We start from the raw sequence: 18,737 nt of genomic DNA on the forward strand, positions 1-18,737 counted from the left end.
ATGGATATTAGGGAAATACTTATGGCCATTAGACCCTTGAAAAGAAGGATGCATTTGAACAATGCATTTCTTTGCTGGACCTATGGGTTTATTTTGGCAGGGATTTTATCGTTTTCTGTATCAACTGCTGCATTGTTTTTTCCTATTCCCTTTGTTAAGGATAAACTTATAGGAATATACTCCTTTATTATTTCGACTTCATTGGTGGTTTCGCTGTTTTTGGGACCTAAAACTGTAAAGACGCTTCAAGTGGCGGATTCACTGGGATTGAAGGAAAGACTGATAACGGCATATCAACTGCAGAACGAAAAGGGTACCCTGGTGGAAATGCAGAGAAAAGATGCCATAAAAGCATTATCCGGTGTGGATTTTAGAAAGTTATATTCTTTGAAAGTACCGGTAGTGAAGATGTTGATAGGTTTTGCTCTATTGGCGACGGTTTTTGTAACCTCACTGATTCCCACTTCTGCCAAAGATAAAGCAGGAATTAAAGAGAATATAATTAACGAGGCTAAAAGTCAGTCAGAGAAGATTGACGAAAAACGCAAGGAGATTAAAAAATCCTCAGTGGTCTCAGATAAAAAGTTGGAGGAAATAAACAAAAAAGTTGATGAGCTGTTAAAAGAATTAAACCAGGCCAAGGATGAAGAGGATGCTCTGAAATCTTTGTCAAAGGCTAAGCATGAGTTGGAAAAATTGAAAAACAGCACTATGCGTCAAGACTTGGAAAAAATATCTGAAAAACTTTCTGCCAATGCTTTGTCGAAGGACTTAAGTGAGGCATTGAAAGAAGGAGATTCAGATAAAATAGATAAGGCAATTGAAGAGATGAAAGAGAAACTTAAGAATGCAGACAAGGAAGAGCTGAATAATCTTGCGGAAAAACTGGAAGAAGCATCGGGGGAGATTACTGACGAGAAACTTAAAGAAGACCTGACAGAACTTTCTGAAGCCATAAAGTCCGGTAATATAAACTCGGCTATAAATAATCTTGACACTTTTTCAATGGACTTGTCCAAATCCGTTGAAAACAGCACAGAGAGCTTAAGTGCCTTGCAGCAGAGTGAAAATATGGCAATTGATCAGTTGACGGAACTATTGGACAACTCGAAATATGCCGTAGCAAAACAGGCTGGTATTAGGTTGAGCGTAGCTCCAAGCGGCTCACAGCAGGGCGGAAGTCAAAACGGAAACGTCCAGCAAGGTTCGCAAGCTGGCTCTGGAGGACAGTCGGGAAGTCAGAACGGCAGCGAGAACCAATCTTCACAAAATGGCCAAAGCAGTCAAGGCAATCAAAGCGGACAGAATGGCCAAGGAGGCAAAGGCGGCCAGGGAAATCAAAGCGGTCAGGGTGTTCAAGGAGGCCAGGGAGGTCAAAACGGTCAGAATGCCGGTGGAGGAGTAGGAGAAGGTTCATCAAATGCTGATGCGGGATATAGAGATGGAGAATCGTCGGGTGGTGCAAAAAAACCCGGAAGTAAAAAAGAAGAAAAGTATGAATCCATATATGCCCCCAGCAGATTGGGAGGGGATTCGCAATCGTCCAAGGTTAACGGCACAAAAAATGACGGTGGTCAGAGTCAGTGGAATGATGTGAAAAGCATTCCTTTTGGGGAAAGCAGTAAAGTGCCGTATAGTGAAGTATATAGTCAGTATAAGGATGAAGCGATGTCGGGGCTTATGGAGGCACAGATTCCATCCGGAATGAAGGATATGGTAAGGGATTATTTTAGCGTATTGGAATAGAGTGACTTAAGATATAAGAGCAAAATAGGGGATATGAGAATAAGAATCAGGGCTGCAAAGCCAATGGATATTACCTGAAACAGGAGGTTTGCAATGGAGGTTAATGAGAAGGATATACAAAACGTTATAGATACTGCAGGCAGAATAGAAAAAGAAGTTGCCAAGCATATGGTAGGACAGAGGGATCTTATACGTCAGGTGCTGATTTCAATATTTGCCGGTGGAAATGTACTTTTGGAAGGTGTTCCGGGCTTAGGTAAGACCAGGTTGGTTAAAACTTTGGGAAAAGTAATGGATCTCCAGTTTTCGAGGATTCAGTTTACACCCGATTTGATGCCTGCCGATGTAGTCGGTACCAATATTATTACAAAGTCGGACGACAAGGGAGGAAGTTTTAAATTCCAACCAGGACCCATATTCAGTAATATTGTGCTGGCTGACGAGATAAACAGAGCAACACCTAAAACTCAAAGTGCTCTTTTGGAAGCTATGCAGGAAAAGACAGTTACTGTCGGTAATACAACTTATACACTTCCTCAGCCTTTCTTTGTTCTGGCGACTCAAAATCCCATTGAGATGGAGGGAACCTATCCCCTTCCCGAAGCTCAGATGGACAGATTTTTGTTTAAACTGAATGTTCCGTTCCCTTCTTTGAAGGAGCTGGTGGATATAGTATCCATGACAACTTCTAAAGAGGATGAGCATCTGGAAAGGGTTACAACGGCAGAAGAGATTTTAGCCATAAGACAAATTACAAGGGAAATCCCAATTGCGAAGCCTGTATTGGAGTATGCGGTCAAATTGGTACTTGCTACTCATCCGGAAAGCGAATATGGGGCTGAAATAGCCAAAAAATATGTACGTTTCGGTTCCAGCCCGAGAGGAGCACAGGCAATAGTTTCAACGGCCAAAATTCGTGCCGTATTAGAGGGAAGATACAATGTAGCCTTTGAGGATATTAATTATGTTGCCTATCCCGCACTAAGGCACAGATTTTTCCTCAATTTTGAGGGAATGTCGGAAGGCATAACCACCGACAGCGTTATTACAGAGATAATAAATAGCATTGAGCGTTAAGGAGAAAGGTGAAAAATAAGTTGAAAAGCCAGCTTTTTGATAGTGATTTTTTAAAAAAACTTGAGCAATTAGTCATAACCTCTAAAATAACTCTTGTTGACGGTGCCGCGGGTAATAGAAAATCCAGGGCTAAGGGTAGTTCTGTGGAGTTTTCCGACTACCGGGAGTATTCCATTGGAGATGATTTTAAGAGAATTGACTGGAATGCCTATGGCAGGTTTGAGAAGCTCTTCATTAAACTGTTTATGGAAGAGAGAGAGGCGCCTGTCCATATTTTTTTGGATAACAGTAAATCGATGGACTGGGGTGAGCCTAATAAGGGTATTGCTTCAAGAAGGTTGGCGGCAGCTCTGAGTTATATAAGCCTTTCAAGTTATGACAGGGTATCTTTGGTATGCCTGAATAATACAGTGGATAAATATAAACCGGACTTAAGGGGAAAGAACTCCTTCACTCAGATTTTAAATCTTCTGGAGAATCTCGAGTATTCAGGAACAACGGATATATTCAATACTATTGCAAAGTTTAATCTAAAGAGCGGCAAAGGAATATCAATAGTGATTTCCGACCTTTTTACCAAGGGAAACCTTTTAGATATGATAAATTATCTTCAGTTTAAAAAACAGGAAATATATATATGCCATGTTTTAGCTCCGCAGGAGGTTGAGCCTGAGAACGGCATGAGTTTAAGACTTATTGATATTGAATCGGGTGAGTTTAGGGATGTTACGTCATCACCGGACCTCATAAAGAGCTATAAAAAGGTATATAAAAGGTTTATAACCAATATTGAGGAAATTTGCAAAAAGCGCGGAGTAAACTATATATTTATGGAAAGCTCATTGCCTGTTGAGAGGATGGTTCGAAAGGTGGTGAGCAGTGTATGACTTTTTATGCACCCTGGGCATTTCTGGGTCTTATTACTGTTCCCATAATTATCATACTTTATCTTCTGAAGCAGAAACACATGGATTACACCGTTTCAAGCCTTTTTTTGTGGGAAGAAGTATTAAAGGATTTGGAGGCAAATGCACCCTGGCAGAAGTTAAAAAAGAATCTGCTTATGATTCTCCAAATTATTGCTGCACTCTTGTTGGTTTTTGCTCTAGCAAGACCTTTTTTAAATGCTTTAGGCAATGATGTTCCACATGTAATTGTTGTAATAGATACTTCTTTGAGCATGAAAGCAACCGATGTGGGGGAAAGCAGAATTGAAGAGGCTAAAAACAGGGCAAGTAGACTTATTAACAATTTAAAACCGGGAACGGCAGTTACGCTTATAAACATGGGAAAAAATGTAAGTATTGAAGAAAACTTAAGCAGTGACAGGGCACGGCTTCTTGATAAATTAAGTAAACTAAAAGCTTCAAACAGTGCTTCCGACATAGAGGAGGCCGAAAGCTTAATATCGTCTATTGTAAAACAGAATCCTCAGACAAGGGTGGTTGTATTTGGCGACAGCCCTATAAATATACCCGATGTGGATGTTGAATTTTCAAAGGTTTCCAACAACGGCGACAACTTTGCTGTAACCATGATGTCTCATACAAAAACAGAAAAAGGTATTACAGTGCTTAGCAGGATTTCAAATTATACTACCCGGGATGCCATTGTTCCTGTGAGTTTATATGTGGATAAAAACGTTTTCGATGCAAAAAATGTGGATATCAAAAAGGGTGAAACGGTAAATGTTTATTGGAACGGAATTTCACCCGATACCTCTCTTATTGAAACAAGAATTGACGTTGAAGATTCTTTAGCTATGGATAATAGGGCCTGGAATGCGGTGAACGATACAAAGGAAAATAAAGTTTTGCTTGTAACGGAAGGTAATGTCTTTATAGAAAAAGTTGCCGGCTTGTATAACGGGATTGAATTGTACAAAACGGGATATGAAAGCAGTGATGAATGGAAAGGTTATGACTTATATATTTTTGACGGCTTTTTGCCTAAGAAACTACCCGATGACGGAAATATAATGGTATTTAATCCTAATGAGAATGATTTGTTCGATATAATCGATTCCATTGAGTATCCGGCAATCAAAGGAATGGACGAAAACATATTCCGGTATGTGGAGGGGTTTGACTTTTCCATAGGAAAGACCAAAACTTTGAAAGTACCGGAATGGGGCAGGGAGATTTTAGATATTGATGGCGGATGTGCAGCCTTTAGCGGAATATATGACAACAGAAGGATTATTGTATTCGGATTTGATGTTCATAACACCGATCTTCCACTTACGCCTGCATTTCCTATTATTATGGCCAATTCCTTTGACTGGTTGCTGCCTGAATTCGTAAATAATGCCCAAAACGTCTATGCCGGTGAAGGCATTGAGTTTAATATCGGGCTGAATACACAGGAGGCTTTTGTGGTAACTCCTTCAGGCGAAAAGATACAGATAGCGCCGCCGTTTCCGGTAAAGATTTTTGAAAAAACTGATGAACCTGGATTGTATACTTTAGTACAGAAAAGCATTGAGGGTGAGCAAAAGTTTTATTTTACAGTTAATGTACCCTCTCAGAGCGAATCCAATCTTGCTCAAATTGAGAATGTCGAAAATGGTGGTGGAAATCCTCAGTCACAGGCGGAAGATGAGCAAAAGCCTGTAAAAACTGGGATGAACCTTCAGCCCATAATATTATGGCTAATAGTAATAGTTTTACTGATAGAATGGTGGGTTTACACAAATGGTGTTTAGATTTAATTATCCTTTGTTATTGCTGTTAATACCGATAGTTGTTGCTTTTGTACTCTTCAGAGCAAAACGCCTGTTCCGCCTTGCAGCGTGGAGAAGACGTTTAATTGTAGCTTTAAGGGTTGTTGTTGCCATATTACTGATACTTTGTATTTCAGGATTCGGATTGAAAAAGACTTCAGACAGCGCCACAACCGTTTTTGTGGTTGATAGCTCTGACAGTGCCGCAAATTCAAGAAAAGCAGCAGAGGACTTTATAAGGAAGGCTATTAAGAGTAAGAAATCTTCAGACAAAGTTGCTGTTGTTAATTTCGGAACTAATACAGCAGTGGAAGCTATTCCTTCGGAAAATATTAATTTTACATCAATTCAGACAGAGATAAACGGCAAGTTTACAGATATTGAGCAGGCCTTAAAGAATGCTGCTGCATTAATTCCGGCAGAAGACAGAAAGAGAATTGTATTGATAAGCGATGGCGAGGAAAATGCAGGGGATGCTCAAAAAGCAGTTAAAGCATTGGCCGGTCAGGGCATAAGTCTCGATGTTTATCCTGTTGGCAATGAAATTGGAGACGAGGTGCTGATAAAGAAAATTGATGTTCCTGAGACTTTAAGGCTTAACGATAAGTTTGAAGTTTCAGTAAAAATAAGCAGCAATGTGAAGACTACAGGGAAATTGAAGCTTTACAAGGACAGGGAATTGGCAAATGAAATAAGTATAGATATTCAAGAAGGGGACAATAATTTTGTGTTCTCGGATACAGCCCTTAAAGGTGGAGTTGTGACCTATTCTGCTGAGATTGTGGCAGAAGATGACACCCTAAGTCAAAATAACAAGATGTCCTCTTTCAGCTACATTGAAGACAAAGCCAGAATATTGGTAATCCACGACAAGGACGAGGGAGGTACCGAGCTGGCAAAAATAATGGAAACTGACGCAGAAGTTCAGATAATCAGACCGGAAAATGTTCCTGTTACCATGGAGGAACTTCAAAAATATGACGGATTTATTATGTCCAATGTATCGGCTGAAAAAGTGGATGATAAATTTTTAGACAATCTTGAAATTTGTATAAGGCATTTGGGAAAAGGGCTTTTAGTAACCGGCGGAAGCGACAGTTATGCTTTGGGCGGATATTATAAGACGGTACTGGAAAAGGTGCTGCCGGTAAATATGGATATTAAGACAAAGGAAGAAGATCCAAACCTAGGACTGGTAATGGTGATAGACAAATCCGGCAGTATGGCAGATGGTCAGTATGGAGTTTCCAAGGTGGAACTGGCAAAGGAAGCTGCCATACGTGCCACCGAAGCATTAAAAAGCAATGATATGGTAGGCGTTTTAGCTTTTGATAGTGCCTATAAGTGGGTGGTGAAAACAAAGAAAGCCGATAATCTTAAATCGATACAGGATGATATCGGAACAATAAGAGCTGATGGAGGAACAAGCATACTGCCTGCTCTTGAGGAGGCATATCTTTCATTGAAAGATGCCGACACCAAATTGAAACATATCATACTTCTTACCGACGGTCAGGCCGAAAGAACGGGCTATAGCGAATTGGTGAACAAAATCCGGGAAGCAAAAATAACTCTTTCCACTGTTGCTGTTGGGAGCGAGGCAGATACATTGCTTCTTAAAGCTTTGGCCGCGGGAGGAGGTGGAAGGTTTTATGCCACCGATGAATTTACCGACATTCCCAAAATATTTGCCAAGGAGACATTCCTTGCAGGAAAATCCTATTTAAACAACAGAACTTTTACACCAAAGCTTACAGCTTACTCACCCATACTTAGCGAAATAGAGTCCATACCTTCACTGGACGGGTATGTGGGCACATCGGCAAAGAGTACAGCAAGGGTAATATTTTCAAGCGATCAGGATGATCCCATACTTGCTACATGGCAGTATGGTTTAGGAAGAACGGCGGCATGGACTTCCGATGCAAAGGGGATGTGGACTTCAAGCTGGATGCAATGGGAACAGTCCCCAAGATTTTGGAAAAATCTTATTTCATGGCTTATTCAAAAGAAGGTCAAAGATGATTACAGTTTAACCGGCGGTATTATAAATGGCAAAGGCAATTTGGAGTTGACTCTGCCCGCCGATGAGAGACTGGAAAATGAGACGGTTGAAGCTACAATAGTGAGCCCTGGCGGGAAAGAAGAGATAGTAAAGCTTGAACCGATATCCCCCGGAGTTTACAGGGGCAGTTTTACGGGCGATGAAACCGGCGTGTATATTGCCAATGTAAGTGTTAACAGCAATGGTGAAACGGTAAAGAATATAAATTCCGGTATAATAATTCCCTATTCCCCGGAATATGACAGAATCGGCAAGAGTGATGGGAATCTTTTGGAAAAGCTTGCTGTAGAAGGCGGGGGCAGGATTTTAAGCAAACCGGAGGAAGTTTTCTCAGGGCAGCTTAAGCAAACTGTGGCAATAAACGATATGACCAACCCTCTGCTGATTTTGGTAATAATTCTCCTTATGTTGGATATTGCTCTTCGAAGACTAAATATACCTTTTGAAAAGCTGGAGCCTGTAGTGAGCAAGATTGCTGAAAAAAGTGAAGCTGTGGCAGGTATGCTGGTAAAGCAGTTTAAACGGGAAAGAAAGAGTGTTGCTAAACAGCTAAAGACTGAAAAGGTTGAGGAGAAAATTCAAAAACCTGTTGTTAAAGTAAAGCAGGATAATGAAATAAAGGTTGCTAAGAAGGATATGATAAAAGAGGTTTCAAAGAAGAATGAAACGGATTCGGATATTTCCAAGATTTTAGCTAAGCAACGTAACCGTAAAAGATGATTTGAATTTTTTAAATAATCTATTATCGTTTATATTTATAATATCGAATATTGAAAGCATGAAGGTTATCAGAATAGTCTTTTTTCTTAATATATATATATTATTGAATTTGGAAAAATAAATTTCACATATACAAAAAAGGCGAGTTGATTTTATTCTTATTATAAAAAAGGTATATTTTTATAATGTGAAAATAATTATTGACATAAGTTGGTTTTGATTATTAAATGAACTAAATAATCGAGGAGTAAAAGATATCCTTAACCTGTGTGCAGATGGAATAACAGGAATAAAGGAATCAATAGCAGTGGCCTATCCTCAGACAGAGTACTAGCATTGTATTGTACACCAGGTTTACATTAAAGTATGTAGCGGAAAAGGACAAAAAGGCATTTTCAGCTGATTTAAAGAGTATCTATCAAGCACCGTCAGAAGAAGCAGGATACGAGCAAATGAAGGCAGTCACAGAGAAGTGGCAAGAGAATTATCCTAATGCCATGAAGAACTAGACATTAAATGGGGATGTAATCAGCCCAATGTTTAAGTTTTCGGCAGATGTTCGAAAGGTTATTTATACTACCAACGCAATAGAGAGACTAAATAGTACGTACCGCCGTCTAAACATCAAAAGAAGTGTATTTCCAAGTGATACTTCACTTTTAAAAGCTTTGTATTTAGTAACATTCGAAGTTGCAAAATAGTGAACACTGCCTATAAGGAACTGGAGTAAGGACTATTGGGAGTTATCTATCGTGAATAAGGGAGATTACCATAGCAAAAAGAAAATGGCCAGTCAAGAGTGAATAAATGCCCTTTTACAATGGTGCTCTTTACATACCATTTGCTTTTCACTATATTATAACCAAGGGCTTGTAAGCCAAAATCTGACTTACGAGCCCATTAAAAAATTATCATAGAAAGTCAATTTACAGAAAAAGTTTCACACACCACCAAGAAGGAGAATTTTTATTCTTTTATACACAAAATTTTCAACAGCCTCTTTTAAAGCTTTTCCTATTCTCAGTTTTTACCAAAAGGAATATTTCTATTTTTGTTTTACAGTCATTAACTAATAGTTTTTATGCTTCATATAGCTCTTTTATTTTACGGAACCAGCTTTCAACTTCATCAAAAACACCAAGTTCTACTAAGTGCTGTTTTGTAATCTTTTTAGTTACTTTGCAGTTTAATATTTGTTTTATTCGTTTTTCACGTTCTGATACATCGTTATAGTCTTAAGTAGTAGTGTAAAATTGATGACTTAAAATTACTGGAAAATATTGTCCCTTGAAAATAAAGCCACGATATGGTTTTCTACTATGTTAGCCAAACAAAAGTAGAGGAGGTCATATCATGGCTACAAAAGATATAATGCCACTAATCGAAGAAATTTTCAAGTATTATGGACATGTAAAAGATGGAGATTTCATGAGAGATCTGATGGCTTTAATACTAAATAAGTTGATGGAAGCTGAAGTGACTGCAAAAATTGGTGCAGATAAGTATGAACGTACAGAAGAAAGAAATAATCAAAGGAATGGTGTCAGAATCAGACCATATAATACCCGTCTTGGTACCATTGATTTAAAAATACCTAAACTTCGTGAGGGAACCTATTTCCCAAGTTTTCTAGAGCCTAGGCGTATGTGGGAAAAAGCACTTGTTAATGTTGTTCAGGAAGCATATGTCCATGGTATAAGCACCCGAAAAGTGGATGAATTAGTTCAGGCACTTGGTATGGAAGGTATTGATAAAAGTAAAGTATCACGCATAAGCCAAGAACTTGATGAATATGTTACTCAATTTGTAAACCGTAAATTAACAATTAAATATCCATATTTGTGGTTGGATGCAACATTTCCAAAAGTACGGGAAGGTGGACATGTAGAAAACATGGCATTGGTTGTAGCAGTAGGTGTTAATGAAAATGGTGAACGTGAGATTTTGGGTTTTGATGTTGGACTTACAGAAAGCGGGCCATTCTGGACAGAGTTTTTACGCCGACTTGTAAATCGTGGATTACATGGAGTCCAACTTGTTATTAGTGATTCTCACGAAGGGTTAAAAAAGGCGATTTCAGAAGTTTTAGGAGGTTGTTCGTGGCAAAGGTGTCGAGTGCATTTTATGAGGAATGTATTAAGTCAGGTGCCACGGAAACAGCAAGGTATGGTATCAGCAATAGTAAGAACAGTATTTGCAGCACCGGACCAGAAAACAGCTAAGAATCAATTATATACAGTTGTAGAACAGTTAAAGGGAAGATTTCCGAAAGCAATGGAAGTCTTGGAAAATGGATGTGAGAATGTGTTGCAGTATATGGAGTTTCCGCGAGAACATTGGGCACAGCTACATTCCACGAATCCATTAGAAAGACTAAACAGGGAAATACGGCGAAGAACTGACGTGGTAAGTATATTTCCAAATCGTGAATCAGTAATAAGATTGGTTGGATCAATATTAATAGAGCAGCACGAGGAATGGCAAATTGGTCGAAGGTACTTTAGTAAAGAATCAATGAATAAGTTGGTAAAGCCTGCAATTGGGACATATAGTTTGGCCCCAGAGGCATTATTGCACAAATAAAGTTAGCTTGCTTTTTTAGCTGAATCCCGAGGCTATTTTTACTACACTTAAATGGCCTTAGGCAGTGTCCGCCATGCTACACTGGAAAATTGCGGAGGATGAGGTAAATGTAACTTGCTTCTTCCCCTCATCCCTCGGCACAATAAAGAGAGCATGGCGGAATGTGGTTGTCAAGGAAAAGCCCGGTTTGGGCCCTTGACAACCACATTAGCGGAAATTAAAGAAACATAGTAGAAAACAATTTACACCACTTGACAAGACACTATCGATACATCAGAAATTTCTAACTTTACTCTATCTTTTAGAAACTGAGGAACGTCATGTTTTTTCCAACTAGATAAGTCCTCGCTAAATTCTATATTAAATTCCTCTTTTATTAGACTAGGGTGAATATAGTTTTCCATTTCTAACATGGATGTATTAAGTCCATAACGTCTTCTGTCATTTGCAGAACATATATCTCTTATTAGCTTGCAATACTCTTCTTTATCATTGTCGTATAAGTGAAACTCTATTACATTTGAATCTTTAAGATAATTTTTATTGACCCATGTTATCAAATTACTACCTTTCATTGGAATTATAGAAATATTTTCTTTTTTTAAATCTATTATATTTTTAAACTCTTCAATATTTTGATTAATATTAATTAAAAAATTAATATCATTTTCACCTTCAACGCAAATCACAAGTTTAGAAATAGCTGTAGGTAAAACACCAAGAGTATCAATAATGCCTTTTATTTTTGCATTTTCATCTTGTTCAATAAAAGGCTCATTTTTATCATTTCTTCTAATAAATATTAGATGTTCTTTGTTAACCATCTTAGCGATTTCTGGTGTATGTGTTGTAATAATTATTTGATGTCTTTCATTACTAGACATTTCTAACAATGTTTCGATTAACATTTTCTGGTAGTTGGGGTGCTGAGAAGTTTCAGGCTCTTCAATAGCATATATGACATCGTTTGAAGGTGCATCTTTAATGAGCTTTTCTGCTTCTGCTCTGAAATAGCTCAGAAGAATCAGCCTTCTAATACCACTACCTCTTTTGTTTAATGGTATATTATCATCTCCAACAAGAGAAAAAGAAAAAATGCTATCCCATCCTTTTAAGTCAAGTTTAGTTTTTAAGTTTGTTGCGATTTCTTTATCGAATTCTTTCAATTTCTCAATAGTTTCTTGCCCTATTTTCATTACTTCTTTTTCTACTTCGCTTTTTACTTTATCAAGATATTCTTGGACTTTTGATAATGCATTTTTAGTTGCTATTTTAAGTGGATTTTGGACTTCTGAATCTTCATCTGTATTGGGTCTATCAGATTGAAATAAGAAATAAAATGGCAAGTTCTTTTTAATACTAATCTATACGTTTTTGGTATCATCACTTGCGTTAATATCGATATAAGTTAAAACTTTGTCTTGTACATCTGATACTTTGTATATAGCTTTCCGAATTTCTGCACTTTTAGTTTTATCAATAGAATTATAATTATCTATACTATCTTTTAATTCATCTAGTTTCTTTTTTAATTCTGTTATTTTCATTGTGACTAATGGCTTTTCAAAAACTGATGGATAATTAGCAATTATGTATGTTTTGATATCTGTTTTATTAATTTTTTGTTTCGAGCAATCATAGACTTTATGAATTTCCAATAGCCCCTCGCTGTTTAAGAGATATTCTTCAGATAAATTAGTGGGATTTGTACTATCAATTACAATTTGCTCATCTTTCCTAATTTTAAAACATGCTCCGATAATAATCTTTTTATTTTCTGACAATATATTACAGTCGTCTGGGTCAATTTTTATTTGACAATCTCTGTCTTCACCATTAATAAACAACTCTAGTGCTTCTAGAATTGTTGATTTTCCTATGTCATTTCTCCCAATTATTACATTCATATTATCATCAAAATTAATTTCCGCCTTATTGTATCCTCTGAAATTTTCCAATATTATTTTTTTAGTTTCATGTATAACCCTCCCTATTTATACTTCTTATTGAATGAAAATTCAATATAAGTTATGAAATTCCACATAAAAGTACAAAAATCCTTTTATTATTACAAAATTTTATACTATAGCTTTATAATGGGAGCAAGAAACACATACTGAAAAATGTAATTAATATACAAAATACAGTAAGTTTAAATGAGTTTATATAGAATTTTTCAGCAAATTATTTTAAATTTTTAGAGTTTGGGGAGTATAACTCTAAATTACTTTTGTATCATATACAATTGCAAGTTTTGATAAATTTTTAGATAAGTTTGATTTAATTTGGCAATTCATTATTTGTAATACGGTATTATGTGATTATTCCACCTCTTTTCATTTTGTGTGCGTCCAGCGAAGCTGGACCACACTTGCCGGTGAAAGTCTGGCACGGGTAATTTCCAAGAAGCCCGTTAGCTAATCCCGGTGCGTCACGGTAATGTGAGGTGCTGAGCGGGAGGATAAAGTACCTGCCTAAACAGCAGGGCGAGCGAAAATGCAGACCGTAACATCAAGTGAATTCTGCGGCATCGTCAAAATGGTCTCTGGCTTACAGAGTAAAAAGGGGAAGTCGAGCTTTGGTAAATTGGGCGAAGACCACGGAAGATGGGAAGAACTTGGATTGCACCATCGAAGAATCCCCCGGTGTATTGGAAACGTTATTTATTGAAAGTGTGGTTCGGAACGGGAGAGATCCTACTTTGCACAGTGTAAGCTGTAAAGAAGACACTTATAAGCTGAAGAAGTGAAATTGTGGACTTGCAAAGAAGGAGTCGGAGGAGCCCATATTACTGATGATACTACAGACAATAAAACTGTAATGAGGAAAAGGGGCTCTGCTTTATTCAAGTTATCCGATGTAAGTAAGAGCGAGTAAATACCAAAAAGGCTAACAACACCATAGGAAAAGTTCTACAACTTCAAAGGAAACTATACCTTGCAGCCAAGTCAAACAGCAAGAGAAGGTTCCATGCTCTCTATAACAAGGTATACCGAAAGGATATACTAATAGAAGCATGGAGAAGGGTGAAAGCTAAATGGTGGAGCAGGAGGTATTGACCGTATTGAAATAGCTGATGTTGAGGAATATGGAGTAGATAAGTTCGTGCAGGAGATACAACAAGAACTGATAGAAGGAAAATACCATCCCAAGCCAGTGAGGAGAACCTATATACCCAAAGGGAATGGGGAGAAAAGGCCATTAGGAATACCTAACATAAAGGGCAGAGTAGTACAGATGGCAGTAAAACTAGTGATTGAACCTGTGTTTGAAGCAGATTTTCTTGACTGCTCCTATGGGTTCAGGCCAAAGAGAAATGCGCACCAGGCACTGGATAGAGTCCGCAAGGACACGAACAGGAAAGGCTGGTGGGTGGTAGATGCCGACATAAAAGGGTATTTCAATAACATAAACCATGAAAAGCTAATGCTGATGATGAAGCAGAGGATATCGGACAGAAGGATACTCAAAATGGTCTGGAAATAGCTAAAAGTGGGAATTATGGAAGATGGAGAGTACACAGAGAGTGAGATAGGGAGTCTGCAAGGCTGAGTAATATCACTACTTTTGGCAAATATCTATCTGCATTATTTCGACTTAAAATGGGAGATGTGTTACAAACAACTTTGCAAGCTTATAAGATACTGTGACGATTTCGTAATTATCTGCAGAACAAAGAAGGAGGTGGAGCATGCGCTGAAGGCTGTGAAGTCAATAATAGAAAGGCTGGAGTTAGAACTGCATCCGGACAAAATAAAGCTGGTCAGTATGTGGAATGGGAATGAAGGGTTTGATTTTCTGGGTTTTCATCATAGGAGGAAGGTGCCAGAAACATCAAAGGGACAGAAATTTAACGAAACAAATCAATTTCCATCAAGAAAGGCCATGCCAAAAATGAGGAATAATATCAAAAGTGCATTTGCCAGCAGGGCAACGTTGCTGCTGGATATGCAGAAAATAATAGAAATTTTAAATCCGAAAATCATAGGAATGAGAAATTATTATGGGTTAAAGAATGCAGGGAAGCAGCTAAACAAGATTGACTGGTATATCATAAAGAGATTTACATTATGGTATAACTACAAAACACAGAATAAAAGATGGTTTGCTGGCATCTCAAAGGTTCGTAAAGTTATTTGCGAAAACGGACTCCAAAAACTTGCTGTTTAGACAAATGCTGAAGGAAGAAGAATATCGGGAAGCTGTGTGCGTGAGAATCGCATGCACAGTTTGATGAAGGGGAAGGTGAGAAACAAACTTTCCCACCAATCTACTCTACACTAACTTTTTGGGGTGTTGATTTTACATAATTTTTCCATAGAACTATCCACTCATCGCGACTTGCATAATCATCTTTAACATAGGTTTTTGCAATTTTATGAACTGCAAAAATTAAAGCATTTGCATATCTGCCAGGGTTCTTTTCTATGTAGTCTAACATATACGGTAAATATTCTATTCCGAGATTCTCTATTTCTTTATATTTTTCTGTTTCAAGAAGGGGACTGTTGTAGCTGCTGAATCCAATTTTAGGATCATTTGCACAGTAATCAATCAGCTCTTGAAGCTTTATGTCAAAGACTTTTTGGTACTCATCTTCTTCGCTTTGCGTTTCCAAAATAAATTGCTGTTCTTTGCTTTTATTGCTGTGCAAATAAAATAACACTACTTCCAAAAAACACTAATAACTAATAAGGTTATAGCTGACAGAAGCGTCTTTTTATTTAAGATTTTTGCTTTCATTTGTAATCTCCACTTGAGCCAATAAAGCAAACAATTGTATAATTTGCTAACATAATATTATCTAATAATTACCATTATGTCTATAATTCTAGAAGAATAATAATCTATATTGAGAATCAAAACTTAATAAACTTAAGCCGCTATACTTTAAACCTATAGCCGATACCCCATATGGTTTCAATATATTGGGGTTTTGAACTGTCTAACTCAATTTTTTCCCTTATTTTTTTGATATGCACCGTCACGGTGGAAACATCGCCGACAGCATCCATATTCCAGATTCTATCAAATAGCTCTTCCCTTGAAAAAACTCTGTTTGGATTTTCTGCTAAGAAGAGAAGCAAATCAAACTCCTTGGTGGTTAAGGTAACTTCCTGACCTTCTACCCATACTCTCCGAGCATCTTTGTCTATTACAAGGTTTCTGACGGCAATAGTTTTTGATTTTTTCTCATTGCTACCCACAAGTCTTTCATAGCGTGAGATGTGTGCTGTAACTCTTGCTACAAGTTCGTTCGGACTGAAAGGTTTGGTTATGTAGTCATCGGCACCTAGCCCTAAACCTCTGATTTTGTCAATATCTTCCTTGCGGGCCGATACCATAAGTATGGGAATATTTTTAGACTCCCTTAATCTGCGGCATATTTCAAAACCGTCTATATTGGGAAGCATCAAATCTAAAATTATCAGATCAAAATCTTCCTTCAATGCCCGGGCCAGTCCTTTATCGCCCGTCTTTTCTATATCGACGTCATATCCGTTTATTTCAAGATAATCCCTTTGAAGTTCTGCTATAGATACCTCATCTTCAATTATCAGTATCCTTTTTTTCATTTTCCATACCCACCTTTTCTAATTCAAAATATATGCTGGTTCCGTATCCGTATTTACTTTCTGCATAGATTTTTCCGCCATGTTCTTCAATTATCTGCCTTGCGATGGCAAGACCCAAGCCGCTGCCACCCTTTGATGTGTTTCTTGAAGGGTCAGCCCTGTAAAATCTGTTAAAGATATTCGGAAGATATTCCTGTTTTATTCCCTCGCCGTTGTCGTGTATACCTATCAAGACTTTATTTTGCCTGTCTTTAACATCTATTTTAATCTCTCCGTTTTCCTTATCCATGTATTTAATTGAGTTTTCAATTATGTTCGAAAACACTCTCTTTAATTTTTCCGAATCGGCTTTAACTTGCGTGCTGTCGGGTAAATTGTATTCATATTCCATATTTATTCCGATTTTATCCAATTGAAACTTATATTCATCAACCATATCTTCAATAAATGCTTTTAGATTAAGTTTGGAAAAGTTAAAGGGTATCTTTTTTAAATTTTGATTGGAATAAAAGGTAAGGTCATTTATCAATCGGTCCATATCCAGTACCTTTTTGTAGATGATGTCGGTATATTTATCTATTTTTTCAGGGGTATTGGCAACTCCATCCCTTAAACCGTCTATATGGCATTTGATAGATGTTATGGGAGTTTTTAAATCATGGGTAATGCTTGCTATAAATTCATTGCGTTCTTCGTCATATTTGATTTGCTGTTCTAAAGCAGCTTTAAGCCTTTGCCGCATCTCTTCGAAAGCACGGCAGACTTCTCCCACTTCATCACTGGATTTTTCATCTATTACAAAGGATAAATTGCCTTCTTTTATTTGTTCGGCGCCGTATTTAAGTTTTTTCAGCGGCCTGATAATGCTTGAAGACACAGCAAGGGTCAGTAAGCCATTGGTGAGCAGTACTATTATCAAAAAACAGCGCAGAAAATCGGTTATAAAGCCAGCTAGAAATTTTTCCAACGGGCTTTTATCAAAAAAAACATATATTACACCTTTTTTTCCGTCCGACAGCTCGAATTTGTAATTTATATAGCCTAGAGAACCGAAAGTGTTTTCCTGTTCCGTTTCATTTTTATCTGCATTTAAAATTATATGTTTCTGAAATTTTAGCCGATCAATATTGTCTGATAAATAATAGATGTTGTTGTCTATTGCAAAGCAGAAACCGAGATTCATTGACTTCAATTTGTTATCAATGTTTTTTAGATATTCTAAGTCTTCGAACTTATCGGGATGGTTGAGGGCATCGTTTAAAACGGATACTAGTTCTTTAAAAGCTTGTTGAACCTCACTGTCAGTTATTTCATCCGAGTTATACTGTCTAAGTCCGGATTTTTCAAGGTTAATCCCTATCAGGAAAACGGCAAGGACAATTGAAAAAATAAGTGGAATTATTATCATTAATATGTTGGACAGTATCAACTTAAATCTTATAGACATTATAATATCCTCCGAATTTTTACGTAAAAGAGTTTTTATACTATATATCCTTTTGGTAAAACAGGTAAGAACCTGCAAACATAAATATTATACCATATGCCAGAATATATAGCAGTTCATTGATGATTTTTGTAAAATTCAAACTGCTGTAAAAATTTTGGTGCCAGGATAGGTATGTTGTGGGCATAAAGGGTGTTACTTCCGGGAAAATAATCGTTAATGCTGATATAAGTACTGAAGTACATATCATAATTATAACGGTCAAACTGCCGCTTCTGGTAAATTGGGAAAAGAAAGCGGTAATTATAGCTAGAAGAATTATTGGGACAACGGCAGAAACATATGCCATAATATAAAAAGGAAGTTTTTCTAAACAGTAACTGATATTACCGCCGATGAAACTTGTAATTTCTGTGATTACGAAAGTACCGAGCAAAAGAACGAAAAGACTTGTGCCTATTGCAAGTATTTTGGAAACATAGAGCTTATTGCGCGTTATTGGCCTTACTAATGACATAATAATTGATTTGTCGGAAATTTCGCCCGAAAACAAGTCACTAGTCAGCATAATTGTAAACAATGGAAGAAACAGTGAAAACATAAAGTTTAAGACAAAAGCCGGAATAGTTGCGTTATTTATCAGGGGGCCTCCCAGTTTTCTAGTGCTTATCAGATTGACTGATGAAGCAAATAGGGATATAAATACTGAGATAAAAAACAACACAACAAACTTTTTGTTTGAGAATATCTTGAAGGTTTCAGTTTTTGTACTAGTCAATAGAGTATGCATTTTTTATTTTC

11 protein-coding genes and 3 pseudogenes are annotated in these 18,737 nt (G+C 37.2%); 9 read left to right on the top strand and 5 right to left on the bottom strand.

Annotation, left to right across the window (positions count from 1 at the left end; translation table 11 throughout):
- The 7 genes and pseudogenes from CLOCL_RS02150 to CLOCL_RS02180 all read left to right on the top strand — a co-directional run bounded on the left by CLOCL_RS02150 (nucleotide 1) and on the right by CLOCL_RS02180 (nucleotide 10,913).
- On the top strand, nucleotides 1-1,746 hold the full coding sequence (locus CLOCL_RS02150) for a 2-hydroxyacyl-CoA dehydratase family protein (protein WP_014253803.1): 1,746 nt from the start codon (nucleotides 1-3) through the stop codon (nucleotides 1,744-1,746).
- 93 nt (nucleotides 1,747-1,839) lie between these two features.
- The gene (locus CLOCL_RS02155) at nucleotides 1,840-2,823 is read left to right on the top strand and encodes an AAA family ATPase (RefSeq protein WP_014253804.1); all 984 of its coding nucleotides are present in this window, start codon (nucleotides 1,840-1,842) and stop codon (nucleotides 2,821-2,823) included.
- Nucleotides 2,824-2,843: 20 nt separating this feature from the next.
- Nucleotides 2,844-3,710, top strand: a complete 867-nt coding sequence (locus tag CLOCL_RS02160) for a DUF58 domain-containing protein (RefSeq protein ID WP_041715385.1) — start codon at nucleotides 2,844-2,846, stop codon at nucleotides 3,708-3,710.
- Nucleotides 3,707-5,527: a vWA domain-containing protein gene (locus CLOCL_RS02165; protein WP_014253806.1), complete on the top strand. Its 1,821-nt coding sequence runs from the start codon at nucleotides 3,707-3,709 to the stop codon at nucleotides 5,525-5,527. Before CLOCL_RS02160 ends, CLOCL_RS02165 begins: the two co-directional genes overlap by 4 nt.
- Nucleotides 5,517-8,330: a VWA domain-containing protein gene (locus CLOCL_RS02170; protein ID WP_014253807.1), complete on the top strand. Its 2,814-nt coding sequence runs from the start codon at nucleotides 5,517-5,519 to the stop codon at nucleotides 8,328-8,330. The genes CLOCL_RS02165 and CLOCL_RS02170 overlap by 11 nt, the downstream gene beginning before the upstream one ends.
- Before the next feature lie 220 nt (nucleotides 8,331-8,550).
- Nucleotides 8,551-9,133: pseudogene (locus CLOCL_RS02175) on the top strand (transposase); the annotation flags it as partial.
- 550 nt (nucleotides 9,134-9,683) lie between these two features.
- Complete coding sequence (locus CLOCL_RS02180; RefSeq protein WP_014253808.1) at nucleotides 9,684-10,913, top strand: IS256 family transposase; 1,230 nt, start codon at nucleotides 9,684-9,686, stop codon at nucleotides 10,911-10,913.
- Nucleotides 10,914-11,155: 242 nt separating this feature from the next.
- On the opposite strand, the pseudogene CLOCL_RS22910 reads toward CLOCL_RS02180, so the two are convergent.
- Nucleotides 11,156-12,871: pseudogene (locus tag CLOCL_RS22910) on the bottom strand (ATP-binding protein).
- Between the two features lie 620 nt (nucleotides 12,872-13,491).
- Between CLOCL_RS22910 and CLOCL_RS21935 the strand changes: the two are divergent.
- Nucleotides 13,492-13,662: a hypothetical protein gene (locus CLOCL_RS21935; RefSeq protein WP_157834879.1), complete on the top strand. Its 171-nt coding sequence runs from the start codon at nucleotides 13,492-13,494 to the stop codon at nucleotides 13,660-13,662.
- Between the two features lie 151 nt (nucleotides 13,663-13,813).
- A pseudogene (ltrA, locus tag CLOCL_RS23900) lies at nucleotides 13,814-15,083 on the top strand (group II intron reverse transcriptase/maturase).
- A 100-nt stretch (nucleotides 15,084-15,183) separates the two neighbouring features.
- On the opposite strand, the gene CLOCL_RS02195 reads toward ltrA, so the two are convergent.
- The 4 genes from CLOCL_RS02195 to CLOCL_RS02210 form a co-directional block, all read right to left on the bottom strand.
- Complete coding sequence (locus CLOCL_RS02195) at nucleotides 15,184-15,567, bottom strand: hypothetical protein (RefSeq protein ID WP_027622469.1); 384 nt, start codon at nucleotides 15,565-15,567, stop codon at nucleotides 15,184-15,186.
- 229 nt (nucleotides 15,568-15,796) lie between these two features.
- Entirely contained in the window at nucleotides 15,797-16,489 is a 693-nt protein-coding gene (locus CLOCL_RS02200; RefSeq protein ID WP_014253809.1) for a response regulator transcription factor, read from the bottom strand.
- On the bottom strand, nucleotides 16,464-17,936 hold the full coding sequence (locus CLOCL_RS02205) for a HAMP domain-containing sensor histidine kinase (RefSeq protein WP_014253810.1): 1,473 nt from the start codon (nucleotides 17,934-17,936) through the stop codon (nucleotides 16,464-16,466). The genes CLOCL_RS02200 and CLOCL_RS02205 overlap by 26 nt, the downstream gene beginning before the upstream one ends.
- A 40-nt stretch (nucleotides 17,937-17,976) precedes the next feature.
- Nucleotides 17,977-18,726, bottom strand: a complete 750-nt coding sequence (locus CLOCL_RS02210; RefSeq protein WP_014253811.1) for an ABC transporter permease — start codon at nucleotides 18,724-18,726, stop codon at nucleotides 17,977-17,979.
- Nucleotides 18,727-18,737: the final 11 nt, after the last annotated feature.

This window comes from Acetivibrio clariflavus DSM 19732 (assembly GCF_000237085.1).
Lineage (GTDB): Bacteria > Bacillota > Clostridia > Acetivibrionales > Acetivibrionaceae > Acetivibrio > Acetivibrio clariflavus.